We start from the raw sequence: 17821 nt of genomic DNA, 5'->3' as shown, positions 1-17821 counted from the left end.
TCTTGGCTCTACCTTCGGTTTTACACCCGCAATCGAAAGGAACCCAAGATGATCGTTGTCACCGGAGCCACCGGGAACGTGGGCCGCCCGCTCGTCGAGGCCCTGGCCGCCGCAGGGGAGAAGGTCGTCGCCGTCTCGCGCGGCGAAGCCGAGTTCCCCGCCGGGGTCGTCCACCGCAAGGCCGACCTCGCCGCACCCGAGACCTTGAAGTCCGCATTCGAAGGCGGCGAACGACTCTTCCTGCTCACCCGCGACCAGGATCTCGACATCGTGCCCGTGCTCGATGCGGCCCGGGCCGCCGGTATCGGCCGGGTCGTGCTGCTCTCCTCGGAGCGGGTCGCCACCCGGCCCGAGGAGCCGGAACTGCGCGTGTTCGAGGACGCCGTCAAGGCCTCCGGTCTCGAGTGGACGATGCTGCGGCCGGGCGGATTCTCCTCCAACGCACTGCTGTGGGCCGAGCCGGTCAGCAAGGAGCGCAAGGTCCTCGCGCCGTTCGGCGACGTGGGCCTGCCGCTGGTCGACCCGCTCGACATCGCCGAAGTCGCCGCGGCCACACTCACCGAGGACGGCCATGCCGGGAAGGCGTACTCGCTCACCGGGCCCGCGTTGATGACGCCGCGCGGGCAGTCAACGGCGATCGCGGCGGCGATCGGCGAGCCGGTGGCGTTCGTCGAGCAGACGCGGGCCGAGGCCTTCGAGCAACTGCTCGAGTTCTGGCCGGCCGAGGTCGTGGAGGGCTCGCTCGACGTCATGGGCAACCCGAACGCGGCCGAGCAGCGGATCAGCGAGGACGTGGAACGCGTCCTCGGCCGCCCGCCGATCCCGTTTGCGGACTGGGCGAAGCGCAACGCCGCCGCCTTCCGCTGACCGCGCGGGCCGGTCGCGGTGACAGCCGCGACCGGCCGGCATGGCGAAGCGCGATCATGGTGGCCGCCATGGCTTCTCCGAACGCGACGCGTGTTCATATGCAGGGAATCAACCGCGCGAGGGTCATCGCGGGCACGCTCGCCATCGCCGTTCTCGCCTACACCTATATCGCCGGTGGAGAGGCGGACGGCTCGAGCGGTGCTTCAACCGGTTCAAACAATGGCGGGATCTGGACACCCGCTATGCGAAGCGGGCGGCCATCTACCGAGCGAGCCTGGTCATCGCCGCGACCATGATCTGGCTCAACGATCCACAGGAAAAGCCCTAGCCGCCCGTGATGCCGGGCCCGGAGACCGTCCCCGGGGCGTGGAGCAGGGCCAGCGCGTCGGGTTCCTTGAGGACCTCAAGGGTCGAGACGTCCAGGCCCGCTTCGGCCCGGAGGCCCTCGATGCTGCGGTTCGTCAAGCCGGGCGCCTTGAACATCATGCCCGCGACCCCGGCCACCAGGACCGGGATCGCTGCGATGAACAGGATCTGCGACCATCCGCCGTCGACGCCGATAGGGACGACCCAGCCGACGATCATCGCGGCCAGCCCGATCGCACCCGTGAGGGCCGCCGCCGAGTGCACGCGGCCGTCGCGCGCCACGGTCTTGTCGACGGCCTCCTCGAGGGCGTACAGGTCCGCCAGCGCCAGGCGCCGCGTGGTCGCGTAGCGGACGTACTTCAGCCCCTTCGGCGCCTCCTGCTTCGGATCCAAGTGGTCGAGGGCCTTCGGGTACGCCTGGACCGCCGAACCGTCCGCGGTGAGGTGCCACTGGACCGCCCGGGCCTGCCGCGGCTGCTTCATGCTTCCTGCCTCCCTGCCGGAGGCCTGCCCCCCGCGCCTGCGTCGGTACCGAGTATGACCGCCCGCCGCCAGCGCCTGAACGCCACCGGGGACGCGCGGAGCGGGACCCGGACCGACGCGCTCCCGGCCGACCTGATTCACAGGACAGGCCCTAGTCGATCCGCATCTTCTCGACCAGCTGCGGGTAGTCGCCGAACGCGGACTCGACCTGCTCGGGATTGAGGCCGTACCGGGCGAGTTCGTACTCGTGCTGGCGGCCGATGCCGGGGCGGGCCAGGACGCCGTCGAGGTTCAGCGCGTCCGCCTCCGTCCACTTCGCACCGAGGCGTTCGTAGAGGATCGGGACCTTCTCGTGCGGCTCGGCGGCCAGCCACGGGTAGGGGACGTCGATGAACGACGAACGGGGCCAGTCGATGCGGGCCTTGCGGGCCCGCTCGATCGCGTTCACCTGGAGCCCGAGCCAGGTCTCCCCGATCGCGTGCAGGTCGGGGTTGCGCTCGTGCATCACCTGCGAGGACTCCACGAGTGAGCACAGCGACCCGAGCACCGTGATCGGATCCCGGTGCGTCCACACGATCCGGGCGTCCGGGAAGACCTTCCGGATCTCGGGCAGGTGGTCGAGGTGCATGGGGGACTTCAGGATCCACCGCTTGCGCTCCCGGCCGAACTGCAGCACTTGCAGCGCGAGCTTCAAGTACTGGTAGTCGGGCAGGGTGTCGTGCTGCTCGATCCACTTGCGGTACCCGGGCATGTGGACCCGCGCCAGGTGCTGGTGGCCGTGCGGCAGCAGGTAGTTGCACTCGTCGGGCTTCTCGGCGTTGAGCGGGTGGATGACCTTGAACGCCGGGGCGAGCCGCATGAACGTGCCCACCAGGCGCTCGGTCTGCTTGACGCGGCGCCGTTTCGCCTCCTCGCCGCGGTCGATGTCGGTGAACATCCACTCCCACAACGCAGGGCCGCGGTGTTCGGCGGATTTGGCGATGATGTTGTGCGCCAATGTGGTCGCGGTCCGGGGGAGCCCGACGATGAAGACGGGCCGCTCGATCGGCTCGTCGGCGATCTCGGGGTGGTCGGTGACGAGGCGCTGCACGCGCAAACGGTTCTCAATGCGCAGGCGCAGGTCGCCTTGGACGCTCTGCCAGCCCATCGGGCTCAACTTGGGGCTCGCGGCGAAGTTCTCGTTCAGGACTCGCATCCCGTCGAGGAACTCGCCGATCGCGGCCCGGTCGCCGCCGGTGGCCTGCTCGGACTTCGCGACGATCGCGTCGAAGACCTTGTCGGGATCGCGTCTGCTCGACATCGTGGGCTTCAACAGCACATTGAGAACGCTGGTGGTCATGGACTTGCGGCGCATAGGGGTGCTTCCCGTCCGTGGGGGCCGAATGCGCGTCATTCTCGCATAGCCGCCGGTGCCGGTCCAGTGTCGACAGCAATCCGGCCGCCGACCCGAGTCCACCTCGACACCGGGACGGTTCCTAGGTATCCTAGGTTTTAAACTAGGAAGACTAGGAAAGGATTCGGGATGCCGCGCGTCGGACTCAACCGCAAGGACCTCGTGGCCGCCGCCGCCGACCTCGCCGACGAGATCGGCTTCGAGCACGTCACCCTCGCGGCGCTCGCGAAGCGGTTCGGCGTGCGCGACGCCAGCCTCTACGCCCACGTCCGCGGCCTAGCCGACCTGCGCGAACAGGTGACCCTCCTGGCCCTCGACGAATGGGCCGACAAGCTCGGCTCGGCCATCGCGGGCCGCTCCGGCCGCGCCGCGCTCACCGCGTTCGCCGACGCCTACCGGCACTCCGCGACCACCCAGCCCGGCCGCTACGCCGCCACGCGCGCGCCGCTGCCGCCCGAGCTGGCCGCGCAGTCCTCGGGCGTCGCCCGGATCATCGAGGCCTGCTACGCGCTGCTGCGCGGCTACGACCTCCCCGAACCTGACGCCACCGACGCGGTTCGCCTGCTGCGCAGCACCTTCCACGGTTTCAGCGACCTCCAGCTCGCGGGCGGGTTCACGGCCGACCGCGACATCGACACGTCCTGGCGCCGCGCGATCGACGCCATCCACCACACCCTGACCGCCTGGTCCGAACACTCGACGCAGACAGGAGACACCGATGCCTGACGGCACCATCACCTTGCCCGACACCACGATCGACTACGACCTCCGCGGCGACGGCCCGCCGCTGCTGCTCATCCCCGGCGGCTCCGGCGACGCCGGCGTCATGGGTCCGCTCGCCAAGCACCTGGCCGACAGCTACACCGTCATCTCTGTCTACTCGCGACTCGCCTCCCGTCGGGAGCACGCAGCCGAGCTCGGCGACCAGTACCCCGCGAGCGCCGCCGACGACGCACTTCACCTGCTGGACAAGCTCACCGACGAACCCGTGAACGTGTTCGGCTTCAGCGCGGGCGCGATCGCCGCCGTCGAACTCACGCTCCGCCACCCCGAACGGGTGCGCGCCGCCGTCGTCCACGAAGCGCTCATGACGCACTTCCTGCCCGATGCCGAAGCGCAGCAGGCCATGTTCACCTCCGTGCGCGACACCGCGCGCACCGGCGACATGGCCGCCGCGGGCAAGATCATGACCGAAGGCGTCACGGCACCCCAGCCCGAAGTGTCGATCCCGTTGCGCCACTTCGGGACCTGGCTCGACGGCTACGCCGACACCGAACCCGAGCCGCCCGCCCCGGAACTGGCCCCGGTCTTCGCCCGCCTCGCCGGCCTCCAGCCCGCGTTCATCGAGCACGTGCTGGTCCCGTTCACCTCCCACGTGCCCGACCCGGACGCGCTGCGGGCCGCCGCCGACCGCCTCGTCCCCGCCGCGGGGATCGACTCGCGCGGCCAACTCCCCCACCGCACGGTCGCCGCGTTCGCCGCGTCCCTCGACCTGCCGCTCACCGAGTTCCCCGGCGGCCACCTCGGCGCGATCGAGCGGCCCCGCCAGTTCGCCGAAGCGCTCACCGCCCTCCTCGAAATACGGTGACACAGGTCACCATTCGAACCTGTCATGGATCGCGAAGCCGCCCCGTTCAAAGGGCACCAGCGAGACAGACAGGAGCGAGACCATGAAACACCGCATCATCGTCCTCGGAGCGGGGTACGCCGGAGCCTTCGGCGCCGGCTACCTCGCCCGCCACCTTCACTCCGACGACTTCGCGATCACCGTCGTCAACGCCGAACCCGACTTCGTCGAACGGCTGCGCCTCCACCAGGTCGCCGCCGGGCAGGACCTCAAGCACCGCCCGCTCACGGAAGTGTTCGCGGGCACCGACATCCAGTTGAAGATCGCCCGGGTCACCGCCGTCGACCCCGACAACCGGACCGTCGCCGTCACCGACGGCCAGCGCGTCGACCTTCTCGAATACGACACGCTGCTCTACACGCTCGGCAGCACCGCCGCCGTCCACGCCGTCCCGGGCGTCGAGGAACACGCCTTCCACATCGCCGCGCGGCCCTCGGCGCTCCGCTTGCGCGACCGCCTCGACGAGCTGAACGGCGACGGGACCCTGCTCGTCATCGGCGGCAACCTGACCGCGATCGAGGCCGCCACCGAGATCGCCGAATCCCGCCCCGGACTCCGCGTCGAGGTCGCCACCAGCGGCGAACTGGGCGGCTGGCTCGGCCCAGTCGCCCGCGACCACCTCCTGCGGGCCTTCAACCGGTTCGGGATCCTCGTCCACGAGCACTCGCCGATCGAACGCGTCACGGCGGACGGCGCCTACGCCGCCGACGGCACCTTCTTCGCCTCGGACGCGACCGTGTGGGCGGCGGGCTTCGCCGTCCACCCCATCGCCGCAGAGAGCGGCCTCGCCGTCGAATCGAACGGCCAGATCACCGTGGACCGCCAGATGCGCTCGGTCTCCCACCCCGAGGTCTTCGCCGCCGGGGACGCCGTGTTCACCCTCGGCGACAACGGCAAGCCGCTCCCGATGAACTGCGGCTCAGCGGGATTCTCCGTCAAGCAGGCCATCAAGGCGATCATCGGCGAACTCACCGGCCGCGAGGTCGTCAACACCGGACTGCTCTACTTCGGCAACCACATCAGCCTCGGTCGCAAAGATGCGATCTACCAGTTGGTGGACGGCGACGCCACTTCGAAGCCCGGTGCTTTCCGCGGCCGAACGACCGCGCGCGTCAAGAACAGCATCCTCAAGGGCGCCGCATGGGGCGCCGGCCACCCGACGTTCGGCATGCCGGCCCGCAAGCACCGACTCGCGGCCCAAACCGTTCGATCGACTGAGGCCACAGCCGCCTAGAGTGGCGCTCATGGACATCGCCGCTGTGGAACGCTTCGAGGCCGGCCGGGGACGGCTGGCCTCGTTGGCGTACCGCCTGCTCGGCTCGGCCGCCGACGCCGAAGACGTGGTGCAGGACGCCTTCCTGCGCTGGCAGGCCGCGGACCGCGACTACATCGAGGTCCCCGAGGCGTGGCTGACCAAAGTGGTCACCAACCTGGCCCTCGACCGGCTCCGTTCGGCGAAGACGCGCCGCGAGCGCGCGGTCGGCGCATGGCTGCCCGAACCGGTCCTCGACGGCGACCCGATGCTCGGCCCCGCCGAGACCTTCGAGCAGCGCGAATCGGTGAGCTTCGCGGTGCTCATGCTCTTGGAGCGCCTACCGCCGACCGAGCGGGCCGTTTACGTCCTGCGGGAAGCGTTCGCCTACAGCCACAGCGAGATCGCTGAGATCCTCGACATCACCGAGTCCGCGAGCCAGCAGCACGCGCTCCGGGCCAGGCGCCATGTCGGCGTGCGCCGGAACGCCGCCCAGATCGATCCGGCCTCGGCCCGCCACATCGTCGAAGCGTTCATCGACGCCGCCTCCTCGGGCCGAACCGAGCGGCTCGTGGCCCTGCTGACCGACGACGCGGTCGCGGTCTCCGACGGCGCGGGCCTCCTCGACAAGCTCATGTACGAGTCGGTCCCGGTCCGGATCGCCGCCACTCTTCGGGCGGCGTTCAAGCCGACCCCGGCGAAGCACCAGATGGTCGGCGGGTCGCCGTCGTTCTACGCGGCCATGGTCAACGGCGCGCCCGCGATCCTTGTCGCCCTTGAGGACCGGGTCGTGGGACTCGGCATCCTCGACGTCCGGGACGGCAAGGTCGCGGCCGTCCACGGCCTCGCGGCCCCGGCCCGGTTGGGGCGGGTCACGGAGCAGTGGCAGCGCGGCGAGCACCGCGACCCGATCATCGAAAACTGGTGAACGCGCATGGGACCGGTCCCGTGCGAACCTGCTTACGCTTCGCGCATGAACACGAAGCGCCCCCTCAACGCGGCCCTCATACGCACCGTGCTCGCGACTGCCGCAGCATTGAGCGCCTGCGCGGAGGGCGAGCCGCCCGCCGATGACCCGACCACCCCGGAGACGTCCGCTGTGGCTTCACCGACGGAGATGTCCAGCGCGGAAGCCGCGGAGGCGTTCTGCACCGAGTTGTCGTCCCTGTTGACTTCGGCCGCAATGCTGGAGTTCGGATTCGCGAGCGCCGCCGTCGAGCAGGGACCGGGTGCGACCGATGACATGGTGCCCGATGCATCAGCGCCCACCTTTACTTACAGCATTGCCATGGACGGACTGATGGCGGTTTCTCTCGCGCCTGACGAAATCGCATCGCACGTCCTCACGCTCTCGGAAGCGGGGACGCGGATGACCGAAGTGATGGCCGACAACGCCTCTCTGGCGGATATCACCGACATCTGGTACGCCCCCGAGGTGAAGGAAGCCGAAGAGGCCTTGCGGGCGTACGACGAATCCACCTGCGAACAGTAAACGCCCCGTCCCCGCGAGGCGGCGGAAAGCAACCGCGCTAGGCGAGCAGGCGCGCGATCGTCGCTTCACCGGCGGGCTTCCAGCTCACCTTGCCGCCGGGCCAGCCCTGCTCCCCCGCGTGGCCGATGCTCAAGAGGTTCAGGGCCCGCAGCAGCGCCCAACCTCGCGCCCGCAGCACCGTGGCCTCGTCGACGTCCGGGTAGGCGTCAAGGCACAGCTCGGCCGCGCCCTCGGGCAGCAGCAGCCAGGCCGCCGCAAGGTCGGTGGCCGGGTCACCGGCGCACAGTTCGCCGAAGTCGATCACACCCGCCAAAGTCCCTTCGGCCGCAACCGCATTCGCCGGGTGCAGGTCGCCGTGAATCCACACGGGAGCCCGATCCCACTGGACGGCGGCGAGCGCGTCGTTCCAGATCTCGCGCATCGGCGCGAGCGTCTCCGCAGTGGACCAATGCTCGATACCCCGCTCGGCGACCTCGGCATGGTCCTTCAGCGGCACGCTCCGCTGCGGATTCACCGGAGCGTCCTCGGGCGCTTCCTGATGCAGGGCCGCAAGGAAACTCGCCAGCGCCTCGGCCGATGCCGCACCCCGTTCGATCGGGGCGTGGTCGAGTGGTTCGCCTGCGACCCAAGTGGTCACGAGCCAAGTTGCGGGGAACCGCTCGGTCGCCGTTCCGAGTCGCACGGGCGCCGACACGGGCAGCGGCAGGCGCTTCGCGATCTCCGGCATCCAGCGGTGCTCCTGGTCGAGCAGCGACGGGCCGCGCGGGGTCCTCGGGATGCGGACGGCCAGGTGGTCACCCAGGCGCCACATCTTGTTGTCCCAGCCGCCGTCCACCTCCCGAAGCTCGAGTTCGGCCAGGTCGGGGTGCTGGTCGCGCAGCATCGCCCGCACGAGGTCTTCGTCGATGACCAGATCGCTCAACTGGAAGTCCGTCATCCAAGCACCCTAACCGCAACCGCACAGCCCGACCCGATCGACCGGTGGCCGCCCGGCCTGAACTGGGCGGCCACCAAAGCCGACTTCCTCAGTAGCCCACGGTGAATCGACGCTGCACGTGACGCGCGGTCTCCGCCTCGTCGACGGCCGCCATGGCCAGGTCTTCCAGGCTGATGTCGCTGGTGCCGTCGGACCGCACGAGCAGTTGGTCGCCGCCGATGCGGAACCGCCCAGTGCGTTCGCCAGGCTTGATGAGACCGGCGGAGGGGCTGATGTAGGCCCACTTCCGGTTCGAGGTGCGGTACAGGCCCAGCGCCTCGACGCCCGCCCGGACCGCGTTCACGTACTCCACCGGGACGCCGAGTGCGTCGGGCAGGCCCTCGGCGAAGCCCTCGACGTCGACGACCATCAGACCGGGAGCCACTTCCAAACTCCCGGCTCCGCCCATGACGATGAGTCTGACCGTCGGGTGCGATTCCAGCGCTTTGACCATTGAGCTTGCGGCCCTGGGCAGCACGTCCGCGTTGGCGATGGTGTCCGGGACGCCACGGCCCGCGTTGATCGCCTGCACGACCACGTCGAGTCCGCCGATGTTCGCGGCGATGCTCTCGGGATCGAGCACGTCCGCGACCCGCCAGGTCACCGCTTCATCGTTGTCGCCCAACCGGGCCGGATCGCTCGTGAAGGCGGTGACCTGGTGCCCTCGGTCCACTGCCTCGACGACGATCCGGCCGCCGATGGCGCCTGTAGCGCCGAATACTCCGATCCGCATTGCGGGTCTCCGTTTCTTCCGAGAACTCGGATTCAACGGCGATCAAACATTGAACGCCGTGCAATTCTCCTGCGGAGCATAGTTTCTACATGGGGTACACTGTCAACGTGACGAACGCGACTCCGACTCGGCGAGAACAACTTCGGCTCGACACCACCGCCGAGATCAAGCGGGTCGCGCTGGAGCTGCTGACCGAGGGCGGGCCGGACGCGATCTCGCTGCGGGCCATCGCCCGCGAGATGCGGATGACCGCCGGGGCTCTGTACAGCTACTACGCCACCCGCGACGACCTGATCACCGCCTTGACCAGCGACATGTACACCTCGCTGGTGGACGAGGTGGAAGCCGCGCGCGACGCGCACCCGGCCGACGCACCCGCGGCCAGGCTCCTGGCCTGGGGCGAGTCGTTCCGGGCGTGGGCGATCGCGCACCCCGCCGGGTTCCGGCTCGTCTACGGCGACCCGGTGCGCGGGTACAAGGTGCCCGAGAGCGGCGCCGCACCCGAAGCCGCGTCACGGGCCTGCGCCGGGCTCACCGGCCTCGTCGCGGCGGCTTGGCCGCTGAAAGACCAAGGGCGCGAAGACGATTACACCTGGGACGACTTCGACCCGGGCCTCGCCGACCTGGTCAAGGACAAGTTCCCGGACCTGCCGCCCGCCGCGGTCGCCCTGGCGCTGCGCACGTGGGGGCGGATGCACGGTCTGGTCGCACTGGAGGTCTACGGACACCTGCGCGCCCAGACGAAGGACCCGGCGAGGCTCTACCGGGCCGAACTGCGCGACCTCGCCCGTTCCCTAGGCTTCGAGGCCGAGTCCGACTGATCCCGAAACCGACTTCAGCGTTGGGCGCGCTGGTGATGTGCGAGTAGCTGACCGAGCATGCGAGTCAAGGCTGCTCGGTCTTCGGCGGCGAGCGGTTCGAGCAGTGATTCCTGCGCCGTGTCGAGCGCCCGGTCCAGTCGCCGCAGTTGCCGCTCGCCGGTCTTGGTGAGGGACACCAGGTTGCGCCTGCGGTCGTGGGGGTCGGGGGTGCGCTCGAGGCAGCCCTGCTCGGCGAGTTCGTTGACCGCCGCCACCACATCGCTGCGGTCCATGTTGGAGTAGCGCCCGAGCTCGGCCTGACTGGCGATGCCGAACTCGTCCAGGGAGGACAGAATCCGGTAGTGGTATCCGCGCGCACCAACCTCGGCGAACGCGTCTGACGACAGCCGATGGGCGTGGATCGACAACTGGGTGAGCAGCCAGCTGGGCATCTCGATCAGGCGTGCGGGAGTCTGCTCCATCGCTTCACGATACAAGGTTGGCATCGCCAACGAATCCATCTATAGTTGGTGACACCAACGTTAGTGAGACGAACGAAAGAGGATGACATGCCCGACGAGACGATGATCGCCGACCGATTCGAGATCACTGACCTCTTCACTCGTTTCGCGCTCCTGCTCGACGAACGCCGGTGGGACGACGCCGGCGCCGTCTTCGCCGCCGACGTGGTGGTGCACTCGCCGCGAGGAGGAGAGATGCGCGGCCTCGACAGCCTCGTCGACTTCATGCGGAAAGCGGAGGTCGAGGGTGAGCTCACGCAGCACACGCAGTTCGACTTGCTGGTGGAACTCGACGGCGACCAGGCGGCCGTTTCGGCGAACTCGGTCGTGTATTACTTCCGCGAAGGCGCGCCGCCCCACCAGATCGGTGGCCTGCGCTCGAGCAGCGCCGCGGTGCGGACGCCTCTGGGTTGGCGGATCAGCGAACACGAGGTCAAGCCGCAATGGATCAGGAAGGACTGATGCTTGTCCTTGCACCTCAACAGGATTCGATCCGGGCCTTCCCCGCCACCGGCTGAGTTTCGGTACAGCAGAACGCCCCCGTCTTCCAACCGGAAGGCGGGGGCGGTTTGTCTGTGGTGGCCTGGTCGCTCAGTCGCGGTCTGTGACACGCAGGAGGCCGGTGAAGTCCGAGGCGGTCAAATCGAAGACCGGGGAGTCATGTCCAAGTTTGGAGTCACGAACCTGGAACCCAGCGACAGTGTTCCGAGCCTCGACACAGTTTGGATCAGTGTCGCTGTCGCTCCGGGTGCTCTTCCTCCAGGACCGGCGGCACTCGACGCAATCCGCTTCGGCGGTGTCGCTACTGCGGGTGCTCTTCCGCCAGCTGGTGAACTCGACCATCGAGATACCTTCCAATCCGTTGCGCATCAGCCCGCAGCAGGCTGCGCCTGTGATCATACAAGGCAAGCTTTTCGGGATCGACAAGGTGACGGCTCTGGTCAAGAGTTTCGACATACACGAAATCCGGCCCCGCACCTGGTCGGCCCTCACCTTTGAAACACTCGAACGCGAACGGCACGAGATACGGTGACTGAACCACTTGCACTTCACAGCCCGGCATTGCATCGATCGCGAGAAGCCACTCGACCTGACGGTGTCTCTCCCTGGACGCGAGCCGCTCCAGGAAGGTGAACGCGGTAGCAGGCAGATAAAGCTCTGCTTCTGGCGAATCGTCGCTCCCGATTCGACCGAAGAACGTGTCGCTTCGACGCTCTTTGCGCTTCCAGTGCTCGATCTTCCTGGCCGGATCTTCTGGATCGGGCAGCAACTCCATATGGAACGCCTCGGTCTGCGCAAAACTGGGGAACAGCACCGGGTTCCACTTGACCAACTTGCCGTAGTTGCGCTCGCTCGCCTCGACGATGAACAAGTTGCGCTTGTCGAGATCAGACACGACCTCCGGTCCCATCGTGAGCTGTTCCCTGACATGCTGCATGTAGGCCGCGCGCGCCGGATCGGCACCCAGCCGTTCGCAGATGAGCAGGATGTTGCCCGCATCGGGAAGCCGCGCTCCGCTCATCCACGGTCGGATCGTGTTGACATGCTTGCCAACCGCCTTGGCAAGATGCGGGGCGATCCAGCCCTTTTCCTTCATCAGCGCATTGATCTCGGCCGTCAGATAGGCCTTAATGAGCTTCTCGTATCGAGTCGAGGATGCCATCGCGCGCTCCCAACGCTGTGCAGATAACCGGTAGTAGCGATGATCCCACGTTGCACGCCAGGGGCAGTCATCAACACCGCCATCAAGATCGGTGCACAACATTGGGCCACAACATTTGACTCCGAATATTGTGGCCCGATCTTGTGACACCATCCCCGTGCACGGAGACTCATTGCAGCGCATACCTCTTGAACTGCGAAAACGTGGCTTATGTTGGATAGATCGCGGGTCGTGTACCGGCTCGCGAGCGGTGGGATTACCGGGGAGTCGCTGCCTCCCAAAGGTCATCGGCGGCTCTTCGGCATCTCCACTGTCGGCTATCTGACACTCTCTCCATTGGAGGTCGCGATGTACAACCGAGCCGCGAAGCCGAGACCCGAAGTCGCCCAGTCCGCTCCGGACCCACTCGAGCGCGGGCAGTTCGATGACGGCCAACGCTGCTTCATCGTCTGCGCTTCGAGCGCGGAAGCGCCTGACTCGTTCCAGGTGTACGCCAAGGGAAACCGGGCGGATGTCATCCTCATCGTCTCGGGTCTGAACACAGGGCAAGAGCACGCCACATGGAACGAGGAGTGGCGCTCGTCCAGGCCCGAATGGCGGGAGTGGGCCTGGAACAGCGCGTTCCGGGTCTTCCACAACCCCAACGCGCGCAAGGCGACCACGCCCCACTCGAGCGAGATCCGGTTCTGCCGTGGCTGAGACGACCTTCGCCGACCCGACCGACCCGGCCGAACCCGAAGGCGAACACAGCCTCGGAAAGTTCAGGCGCGGCCCGGTCGAGTTCTTCGTCATCTTCGTCTCGGCTCCCCCGGGCACGCCGAACACGTACCGGGTCGACTGCGATGACGGCGTGGGTCCTCGCGAAGTCTGCCGGTTCGGCGACGACACCGAGGAGCCCGCGATCTGGCGCGGCGCGTGGAACGGCGATCCGTGGTGCCCGTGGATTCTCGAGAAGGCCCGCGAGTTGGTCGACAGGCCGAGCCTGTTCGACTACTAAGCTCCACTCCGAGGCCGGTCGGACAAGGTGGAGTCCGACCGGCCTCACCTCATCCCCCGCTCGCTCACCGAGCCTGCTGCAACTTGACGTGGGCCGTAGCCGAGACTGGGTACATGTGGACAGACCTGGTCGAGCAGGCCGAAGCAGTGATCACGCGCAAGGCAGAACTCGACTTCACGGCGATCGCCGTTGAGGACCCGAACGCGACGCTCCGCCGTTTTGGAGCGGCCGCGGCGACACGACTTCCGACGCTTCCGCAGCGCGTGCCGTACAACAAAGTGCGGGGGTATCGATCAGCAGATCGCAGGGCGCTGAAGGAAGTCCTCGAGTTCTATGCCGAACAAGCCTTGCTCCCAGCGGTCGAGGTGTGGGCGGGCGACGCCACTACCGAGTTGCACCACACGCTCCTGGACGCCGGACTGGCGCCCTCAACGCCCACTGTCACCTTGCATGCGCGCCCGCGCCCGGAAGCTGCCGCTCCCCAAGCTGCGGTCCAGGAGGTGGGCCTGAACGATGAACGGTATTTGGAAGTTCTGTACGGCGGCTATGAAACACCTGCGAGCGACGTGGTGTTCCGGAGGATGCTCGCCATCGAGCATTCCACTCCCGGGCTACGCCGTTACGTGGCCCTGATCGACGGGCATCCGGCAGCGGCGGGCTCGCTCTTCACGCACAACAAGGTGGGCTACTTCGCCGGGGCGGCGACCTTGCCGAAATACCGCAGGCGGGGTTGCCAAGCCGCACTCATCGACAGGCGACTGGCCGACGCCGCGGCAGAGGGCAGCGACCTCGTGGTGGTCACCGCCGCATTCGGCTCACCCAGCCACGACAATCTCGCTCGCCACGGGTTCGGAATCACCCATACCCGCACCATCTGGCAGTGAGATCGTTCCATCGCACACGATCCTCGAAGTCGTTGAGCCACAACTCCGAAGACGACAGCGACGCGACCGTGCACCAGCGTCTCGAAGACGGCCTCTGGGTCGACGCCGAAACCACCGACACGTACCCGCTCAACGCCGACACCTCACTCCAGATCCGCGACCTCGACGACGAAGTCAACCACTCCGTCCTGGAGCTCGTGACCAGCGGAGAACCCCAACGCATCGACTACAACGTCAACGCGGTGACCCTCGCCCGCTGAGGGCTGTCGAACGCTCAGCTATTGAGGAGTTTCTTCACGTCCCGAACATTTATGCCGTTTGCGGGCGTACGCTCGAAATATGGGTACAGTCCTATGGATCCTAGTAGTCGCCTGGGTCCTGCTCGCGATCGTCGGTTTTGCCATCGAGGGCCTGCTCTGGTTGGCCGCCGTCGGTATCGTGCTGGTCATCGGCACCATCGTCTTCGGTCTCATCAGGCGACGAGCCGGCCACCGCGCAGCCTGACCGCCGACCCGGACGGTAAGGGCGGGGTTTCGCCCCCGCCCCGAACGGGCATGCCTCCACCCCGAACCAAGGAGGATACGGCCATGGCCCCAGCGATCACACCGGCGAAGACCCCAGGAACCGATGCCGAGCAATTGCCCGCAGATGACTGGCACGATCACGAACCCGACGACGATCGCGTCGAGAGGGACGTCTTCCGGTCGATACTCCCGATCCTCGTGGGATCGGTCGCGGTCGGCATTGCGGCGGCCGCCATCATCGGGGTGCAGCTCAGCCGGCGACGGACAGCAAAGACGCTCCTTAAACGGGCAGCAGCCCAGACCGAGGACGCTATGGACGCCTTGGTGCACGCCGCTGCCGGACTGCCCGAACGCGGCAAAGCCGCGGTGCGGCGAGTGCGCCGCTAGCCCGAAACGCCGTCCCGCATCCAGCGGACCGTGCGTCCGCTCCGCTCTACGAATCAGGTGACCATCACTGCCCCAACGCCCTCCCGTACCCCGCCTTCCCTCGTCTGGAAGCCCGCGGCCACCGATCTGTACGTGGCGACGCTCGACGGCGAGTTCGCCGGCTACGTCGCAGCAGTTGCAGACCTGCATACGACATTCGGACCGCACGCCCAGAACCTCGGTTCCCATCACTCGTTCCGCGCCGCGTCGACCGCCCTCGACCACTGGCTGACCTTCGCCGGCCCGAACCGCGTGCCGCCGGACCTGTCGAGACTGGCACTGCCTGCATGTTTATACAGATGACCAGTGGTCAGCCCGGCCGCATTGAGACCGAATCGGTATAGGCTGAACATATCGATGGAGCCACTCGGGCGCCTGCACGGTCCGCCTAGGCGCGGACCGGGACTGCACTCCAAGACCCGAGCGCTCCGCAAGTGTCAGCTAGACGGCGCTCCGATCGCCTGCGATGCGGGACCTACCCCGCACGCGTGGCCGGAACGCGCTGGTGCCAGCCCGGGACGCGCAACCTGGTCGATCCGAACCGGCATTCACCGGTTGCCCTACCAGACAGTCGCAGGGCGGTAGCCGCACATGGCACCACAAGACATCAGCAGACCTCGCAGCGACGACGAATACCGGGAGTTCGCGCCCTTGTTCGGACAGATGGCCGTACTCGGAATTCACGATCTCCGGCGCGAGGAACTCAGGGACCGGATCATCACCGGATATCTCCCGCTCGCCGAGAACATCGCCCGTCGCTATGCGAGCCGCGGCATCGCCAAGGACGACCTGGTCCAGGTCGCCACGGTCGGCCTCATCCACGCCGTCGACCGCTTCGATCCCGAACGCGGCATCGAGTTCCTCTCCTATGCCGTTCCGACGGTCATGGGAGAGGTGCGTCGCCACTTCCGCGACACCGCCTGGCCGGTGCGCCTGCCGCGCCGCCTCCAGGAGATGCGCATGGCGATCAACACCGCAGGCGCCCACCTCTCCCAAACGTTGGGCCGTCCGGCCACCGCCGTCGACCTCGCCGAACGGCTGGGTGTCTCCGAAGCCGAAGTTCTCGAAGGGCTGCAGGCGATCCAGTCGTTCCGGTCGGTTTCACTCGACCAGCCGGCGTTTGCCGACGGCGACCCGCCGGCCGAGACCATCGGGGCGGACGACCTCGCCCTCGGACTGGTCGACAACCGCGAGTCCCTGCTCCCGCTCCTGCGGCAGCTGCCCGTCCGCGAGCGGCAGATCCTCTCCCTGCGGTTCTTCGGCGAAAAGACGCAATCCGAGATCGGGACCGAGATCGGCATCTCGCAGATGCACGTCTCCCGCCTGCTCAAAAGCACACTCCTGGAGCTTCGCAAACTCATGCTCACCGCACCGAAGGAGCACGACTACAACGACTGAGCACCGGCATCCCGCCAGAACGGCGTCTCGAACGTCGTTCAGCGACGGGCTCGGCCTGGATCCTTGCGAGTCCCGGCCCGCAACGCCGATCATGGCCTCGACCGATCCGTCGCCGTGCAGACGGCAGCCGCACATCACCGCCCCGATTCCAGTCCTGCTTCAAGGTGCATGGTGTTCTCCTCCAACGACAATGATGCGCCGGTAAGCCCCATGTCCCGAGCTGTCTCAGGTCGCGAGCAGGTCGCCGCAGAAGGACGCAATGGCGCGATTGACCATCTCAGGTGTCTCCCAAGGCATGAAGTGCCCGGCGCCCTTGACCCAGAACGGCCCGACCGCCTCGGGGAAGGCGATCACGCAACGCTGCTCAATGTGGTCGCCGAGGGTCACTTGGTCGGCGCCGATCAGGATCAGGGTCCGGTGCTGGACCGGCCGGTCGATCATCTCCGGCGCTGAGAGCTTCCTGGTGCCCATGACGACCTCGTAGTCGGCGAAGGATGCGCGCAATCGGTCCGCATCCCCATAGGACTCGGTCAGGAAAGCCAGGTCGTCCTCGTCAAAGGCGTCGGGCGGGCACCACATGCGGTGCCCGAAGAACTCGCCGATGTACCGCCGGCGCCGCTCCGGCGTATCCAGCTCGGCGACCAGTTCCTCAGCGTGGCGACCTTGGCGCCGTTGATAGTCGTACACAGCCGGCTTGGGCCGGCCCGCCGGAATACCGGCGGCCGCGAACGCCTCGTCCAGGTCCGGCATGGAGTCATCGAGGATCACCAGGCGGTCGACGCGGTCGGGGTGGCGGGTCGCCATGTCGATGGCGATCATCGCACCGAGATCGTGCCCGGCCACGACCGCCTTCTCCCACCCGAGCGCGTCGAACAGACCGGTCAGGTCCTCGTTGAACGCGTTGAAGTCATAGAACCCGTCAGGTGCGAGATCGGAGTCGCCATAACCCCGCAGGTCCGCGGCCACCACGTCGAACCCGGCCTCGGCCAAGGGAACGAGATTGTGCGACCAAATCCGGCTGGTACACGGGAACCCATGAACCAGCAGCAACGGCACCCCGCCGTCCCCACGCCGCCGCACCGCCAGCCGATGTCCCTCGCGAACCTCAACCATCACCGGCGCAACAACCTCAACAGGAAGAACCATGCCCCCTGGTCTACACCACGCCGGGAACGCCCGAAACGTCAACCACCAAGCTTGGTCAGGAATCGTAGGAGATGAACTCCACTGGTTCATCGTCTTCGAAGGGCGGGACGAGCGGCGTCGAGAGCTCGCGGGCGGCCAAAGCCGTGAGGATTGCGATGGTCGACTCCTGATGGAATTCCCAGCGTTCTCCGGCGTACCGGAGGAACGCGATCTGCCATTTCTCTGCGGGCACACCAGGTTCGGCGATCCAGAGCATCTGGACGCCCATTCTCG

At 67.4% G+C, this 17821-nt stretch carries 25 protein-coding genes; 16 read left to right on the top strand and 9 right to left on the bottom strand.

All coding sequences use genetic code 11. The annotated features are described in order from the left end of the window. The first annotated feature begins 48 nt into the window (after nucleotides 1–48). Nucleotides 49–867 (top strand): NAD(P)H-binding protein, encoded by an 819-nt coding sequence (locus ACFO8M_RS03840; RefSeq protein WP_387970714.1) that lies wholly within the window; start codon nucleotides 49–51, stop codon nucleotides 865–867. A gap of 324 nt (nucleotides 868–1191) precedes the next feature. On the opposite strand, the gene ACFO8M_RS03835 is transcribed toward ACFO8M_RS03840, so the two are convergent. Together ACFO8M_RS03835 and ACFO8M_RS03830 are read right to left on the bottom strand one after the other, a co-directional pair. Then, a complete protein-coding gene (locus ACFO8M_RS03835; protein WP_387970711.1) occupies nucleotides 1192–1716 on the bottom strand; it encodes a hypothetical protein in 525 nt (174 codons plus the stop codon). Between the two features lie 151 nt (nucleotides 1717–1867). Next, nucleotides 1868–3055 (bottom strand): sulfotransferase family protein, encoded by a 1188-nt coding sequence (locus tag ACFO8M_RS03830; protein WP_387970708.1) that lies wholly within the window; start codon nucleotides 3053–3055, stop codon nucleotides 1868–1870. Nucleotides 3056–3238: 183 nt separating this feature from the next. Between ACFO8M_RS03830 and ACFO8M_RS03825 the strand changes: the two genes are divergently transcribed. From ACFO8M_RS03825 to ACFO8M_RS03805, 5 genes are all read left to right on the top strand, one after another. Beyond that, on the top strand, nucleotides 3239–3835 hold the full coding sequence (locus ACFO8M_RS03825; RefSeq protein ID WP_387970705.1) for a TetR-like C-terminal domain-containing protein: 597 nt from the start codon (nucleotides 3239–3241) through the stop codon (nucleotides 3833–3835). Continuing rightward, nucleotides 3828–4697 carry an alpha/beta fold hydrolase gene (locus ACFO8M_RS03820; RefSeq protein ID WP_387970702.1) on the top strand — a complete coding sequence of 290 codons (870 nt, stop codon included), beginning with the start codon at nucleotides 3828–3830 and terminating at the stop codon, nucleotides 4695–4697. The genes ACFO8M_RS03825 and ACFO8M_RS03820 overlap by 8 nt, the downstream gene beginning before the upstream one ends. A gap of 82 nt (nucleotides 4698–4779) precedes the next feature. Then, nucleotides 4780–5970, top strand: a complete 1191-nt coding sequence (locus tag ACFO8M_RS03815) for an NAD(P)/FAD-dependent oxidoreductase (RefSeq protein ID WP_387970699.1) — start codon at nucleotides 4780–4782, stop codon at nucleotides 5968–5970. Between the two features lie 10 nt (nucleotides 5971–5980). Further along, the gene (locus ACFO8M_RS03810; RefSeq protein WP_387970696.1) at nucleotides 5981–6916 is read left to right on the top strand and encodes a sigma-70 family RNA polymerase sigma factor; all 936 of its coding nucleotides are present in this window, start codon (nucleotides 5981–5983) and stop codon (nucleotides 6914–6916) included. A 45-nt stretch (nucleotides 6917–6961) separates the two neighbouring features. Next, entirely contained in the window at nucleotides 6962–7480 is a 519-nt protein-coding gene (locus tag ACFO8M_RS03805; protein WP_387970693.1) for a hypothetical protein, read from the top strand. Between the two features lie 37 nt (nucleotides 7481–7517). On the opposite strand, the gene ACFO8M_RS03800 is transcribed toward ACFO8M_RS03805, so the two are convergent. After that, a complete protein-coding gene (locus tag ACFO8M_RS03800) occupies nucleotides 7518–8417 on the bottom strand; it encodes an aminoglycoside phosphotransferase family protein (RefSeq protein ID WP_387970690.1) in 900 nt (299 codons plus the stop codon). Nucleotides 8418–8505: 88 nt separating this feature from the next. Beyond that, nucleotides 8506–9189 (bottom strand): NAD(P)-dependent oxidoreductase, encoded by a 684-nt coding sequence (locus ACFO8M_RS03795; RefSeq protein WP_387970687.1) that lies wholly within the window; start codon nucleotides 9187–9189, stop codon nucleotides 8506–8508. An 89-nt stretch (nucleotides 9190–9278) separates the two neighbouring features. On the opposite strand from ACFO8M_RS03795, the gene ACFO8M_RS03790 reads away from it, so the two are divergent. Then, on the top strand, nucleotides 9279–10010 hold the full coding sequence (locus tag ACFO8M_RS03790; RefSeq protein WP_387970685.1) for a TetR/AcrR family transcriptional regulator: 732 nt from the start codon (nucleotides 9279–9281) through the stop codon (nucleotides 10008–10010). A gap of 14 nt (nucleotides 10011–10024) precedes the next feature. On the opposite strand, the gene ACFO8M_RS03785 is transcribed toward ACFO8M_RS03790, so the two are convergent. Then, entirely contained in the window at nucleotides 10025–10471 is a 447-nt protein-coding gene (locus tag ACFO8M_RS03785; RefSeq protein WP_387970682.1) for a MarR family winged helix-turn-helix transcriptional regulator, read from the bottom strand. A gap of 87 nt (nucleotides 10472–10558) precedes the next feature. Here ACFO8M_RS03785 and ACFO8M_RS03780 point away from each other — a divergent pair, with 87 nt between their 5' ends. Then, nucleotides 10559–10972, top strand: coding sequence for a nuclear transport factor 2 family protein (locus ACFO8M_RS03780; protein WP_387970679.1), 414 nt, complete (start codon nucleotides 10559–10561; stop codon nucleotides 10970–10972). A gap of 129 nt (nucleotides 10973–11101) precedes the next feature. On the opposite strand, the gene ACFO8M_RS03775 is transcribed toward ACFO8M_RS03780, so the two are convergent. Together ACFO8M_RS03775 and ACFO8M_RS03770 are read right to left on the bottom strand one after the other, a co-directional pair. Continuing rightward, entirely contained in the window at nucleotides 11102–11353 is a 252-nt protein-coding gene (locus ACFO8M_RS03775; RefSeq protein WP_387970677.1) for a DUF397 domain-containing protein, read from the bottom strand. Continuing rightward, nucleotides 11313–12173 (bottom strand): Scr1 family TA system antitoxin-like transcriptional regulator, encoded by an 861-nt coding sequence (locus ACFO8M_RS03770; RefSeq protein WP_387970674.1) that lies wholly within the window; start codon nucleotides 12171–12173, stop codon nucleotides 11313–11315. Before ACFO8M_RS03770 ends, ACFO8M_RS03775 begins: the two co-directional genes overlap by 41 nt. A 348-nt stretch (nucleotides 12174–12521) precedes the next feature. Here ACFO8M_RS03770 and ACFO8M_RS03765 point away from each other — a divergent pair, with 348 nt between their 5' ends. The 8 genes from ACFO8M_RS03765 to ACFO8M_RS03730 all read left to right on the top strand — a co-directional run bounded on the left by ACFO8M_RS03765 (nucleotide 12522) and on the right by ACFO8M_RS03730 (nucleotide 16402). Continuing rightward, nucleotides 12522–12872, top strand: a complete 351-nt coding sequence (locus ACFO8M_RS03765; RefSeq protein WP_387970671.1) for a hypothetical protein — start codon at nucleotides 12522–12524, stop codon at nucleotides 12870–12872. Further along, nucleotides 12865–13170: a hypothetical protein gene (locus tag ACFO8M_RS03760; protein WP_387970669.1), complete on the top strand. Its 306-nt coding sequence runs from the start codon at nucleotides 12865–12867 to the stop codon at nucleotides 13168–13170. Before ACFO8M_RS03765 ends, ACFO8M_RS03760 begins: the two co-directional genes overlap by 8 nt. 113 nt (nucleotides 13171–13283) lie before the next feature. Then, a complete protein-coding gene (locus ACFO8M_RS03755; protein WP_387970666.1) occupies nucleotides 13284–14054 on the top strand; it encodes a GNAT family N-acetyltransferase in 771 nt (256 codons plus the stop codon). Between the two features lie 32 nt (nucleotides 14055–14086). Then, nucleotides 14087–14314 (top strand): hypothetical protein, encoded by a 228-nt coding sequence (locus ACFO8M_RS03750; RefSeq protein ID WP_387970663.1) that lies wholly within the window; start codon nucleotides 14087–14089, stop codon nucleotides 14312–14314. Nucleotides 14315–14393: 79 nt separating this feature from the next. Further along, nucleotides 14394–14558 (top strand): hypothetical protein, encoded by a 165-nt coding sequence (locus tag ACFO8M_RS03745; protein ID WP_387970660.1) that lies wholly within the window; start codon nucleotides 14394–14396, stop codon nucleotides 14556–14558. Nucleotides 14559–14641: 83 nt separating this feature from the next. After that, nucleotides 14642–14965 carry a hypothetical protein gene (locus tag ACFO8M_RS03740; protein ID WP_387970657.1) on the top strand — a complete coding sequence of 108 codons (324 nt, stop codon included), beginning with the start codon at nucleotides 14642–14644 and terminating at the stop codon, nucleotides 14963–14965. A 57-nt stretch (nucleotides 14966–15022) separates the two neighbouring features. Beyond that, a complete protein-coding gene (locus ACFO8M_RS03735) occupies nucleotides 15023–15307 on the top strand; it encodes a hypothetical protein (protein ID WP_387970654.1) in 285 nt (94 codons plus the stop codon). Nucleotides 15308–15595: 288 nt separating this feature from the next. Beyond that, the gene (locus ACFO8M_RS03730; RefSeq protein ID WP_387970651.1) at nucleotides 15596–16402 is read left to right on the top strand and encodes a SigB/SigF/SigG family RNA polymerase sigma factor; all 807 of its coding nucleotides are present in this window, start codon (nucleotides 15596–15598) and stop codon (nucleotides 16400–16402) included. A 225-nt stretch (nucleotides 16403–16627) separates the two neighbouring features. Here the strand turns inward: ACFO8M_RS03730 and ACFO8M_RS03725 are convergent, their stop codons facing one another. Then, nucleotides 16628–17548, bottom strand: a complete 921-nt coding sequence (locus ACFO8M_RS03725; RefSeq protein ID WP_387970648.1) for an alpha/beta fold hydrolase — start codon at nucleotides 17546–17548, stop codon at nucleotides 16628–16630. 55 nt (nucleotides 17549–17603) lie between these two features. Beyond that, complete coding sequence (locus ACFO8M_RS03720) at nucleotides 17604–17816, bottom strand: hypothetical protein (protein WP_387970645.1); 213 nt, start codon at nucleotides 17814–17816, stop codon at nucleotides 17604–17606. Between the last annotated feature and the right edge of the window lie 5 nt (nucleotides 17817–17821).

This window comes from Glycomyces rhizosphaerae (genome assembly GCF_042647865.1).
GTDB lineage: Bacteria > Actinomycetota > Actinomycetes > Mycobacteriales > Micromonosporaceae > Glycomyces > Glycomyces rhizosphaerae.
The sequence above is the reverse complement of the archived record's forward strand: the minus strand, read 5'-3'. Positions and strand labels throughout refer to the sequence as shown.

What these genes read in the sequence shown, in the direction of transcription:
- ACFO8M_RS03840 (WP_387970714.1), top strand. Translation starts at nt 49, where the DNA reads ATGATCGTTGTCACCGGAGCCACCGGGAACGTGGGCCGCCCGCTCGTC.
- ACFO8M_RS03835 (WP_387970711.1), bottom strand. Translation starts at nt 1,716, where the DNA reads ATGAAGCAGCCGCGGCAGGCCCGGGCGGTCCAGTGGCACCTCACCGCG.
- ACFO8M_RS03830 (WP_387970708.1), bottom strand. Translation starts at nt 3,055, where the DNA reads ATGACCACCAGCGTTCTCAATGTGCTGTTGAAGCCCACGATGTCGAGC.
- ACFO8M_RS03825 (WP_387970705.1), top strand. Translation starts at nt 3,239, where the DNA reads ATGCCGCGCGTCGGACTCAACCGCAAGGACCTCGTGGCCGCCGCCGCC.
- ACFO8M_RS03820 (WP_387970702.1), top strand. Translation starts at nt 3,828, where the DNA reads ATGCCTGACGGCACCATCACCTTGCCCGACACCACGATCGACTACGAC.
- ACFO8M_RS03815 (WP_387970699.1), top strand. Translation starts at nt 4,780, where the DNA reads ATGAAACACCGCATCATCGTCCTCGGAGCGGGGTACGCCGGAGCCTTC.
- ACFO8M_RS03810 (WP_387970696.1), top strand. Translation starts at nt 5,981, where the DNA reads ATGGACATCGCCGCTGTGGAACGCTTCGAGGCCGGCCGGGGACGGCTG.
- ACFO8M_RS03805 (WP_387970693.1), top strand. Translation starts at nt 6,962, where the DNA reads ATGAACACGAAGCGCCCCCTCAACGCGGCCCTCATACGCACCGTGCTC.
- ACFO8M_RS03800 (WP_387970690.1), bottom strand. Translation starts at nt 8,417, where the DNA reads ATGACGGACTTCCAGTTGAGCGATCTGGTCATCGACGAAGACCTCGTG.
- ACFO8M_RS03795 (WP_387970687.1), bottom strand. Translation starts at nt 9,189, where the DNA reads ATGCGGATCGGAGTATTCGGCGCTACAGGCGCCATCGGCGGCCGGATC.
- ACFO8M_RS03790 (WP_387970685.1), top strand. Translation starts at nt 9,279, where the DNA reads ATGGGGTACACTGTCAACGTGACGAACGCGACTCCGACTCGGCGAGAA.
- ACFO8M_RS03785 (WP_387970682.1), bottom strand. Translation starts at nt 10,471, where the DNA reads ATGGAGCAGACTCCCGCACGCCTGATCGAGATGCCCAGCTGGCTGCTC.
- ACFO8M_RS03780 (WP_387970679.1), top strand. Translation starts at nt 10,559, where the DNA reads ATGCCCGACGAGACGATGATCGCCGACCGATTCGAGATCACTGACCTC.
- ACFO8M_RS03775 (WP_387970677.1), bottom strand. Translation starts at nt 11,353, where the DNA reads ATGGTCGAGTTCACCAGCTGGCGGAAGAGCACCCGCAGTAGCGACACC.
- ACFO8M_RS03770 (WP_387970674.1), bottom strand. Translation starts at nt 12,173, where the DNA reads ATGGCATCCTCGACTCGATACGAGAAGCTCATTAAGGCCTATCTGACG.
- ACFO8M_RS03765 (WP_387970671.1), top strand. Translation starts at nt 12,522, where the DNA reads ATGTACAACCGAGCCGCGAAGCCGAGACCCGAAGTCGCCCAGTCCGCT.
- ACFO8M_RS03755 (WP_387970666.1), top strand. Translation starts at nt 13,284, where the DNA reads ATGTGGACAGACCTGGTCGAGCAGGCCGAAGCAGTGATCACGCGCAAG.
- ACFO8M_RS03745 (WP_387970660.1), top strand. Translation starts at nt 14,394, where the DNA reads ATGGGTACAGTCCTATGGATCCTAGTAGTCGCCTGGGTCCTGCTCGCG.
- ACFO8M_RS03740 (WP_387970657.1), top strand. Translation starts at nt 14,642, where the DNA reads ATGGCCCCAGCGATCACACCGGCGAAGACCCCAGGAACCGATGCCGAG.
- ACFO8M_RS03730 (WP_387970651.1), top strand. Translation starts at nt 15,596, where the DNA reads ATGGCACCACAAGACATCAGCAGACCTCGCAGCGACGACGAATACCGG.
- ACFO8M_RS03725 (WP_387970648.1), bottom strand. Translation starts at nt 17,548, where the DNA reads ATGGTTCTTCCTGTTGAGGTTGTTGCGCCGGTGATGGTTGAGGTTCGC.
- ACFO8M_RS03720 (WP_387970645.1), bottom strand. Translation starts at nt 17,816, where the DNA reads ATGGGCGTCCAGATGCTCTGGATCGCCGAACCTGGTGTGCCCGCAGAG.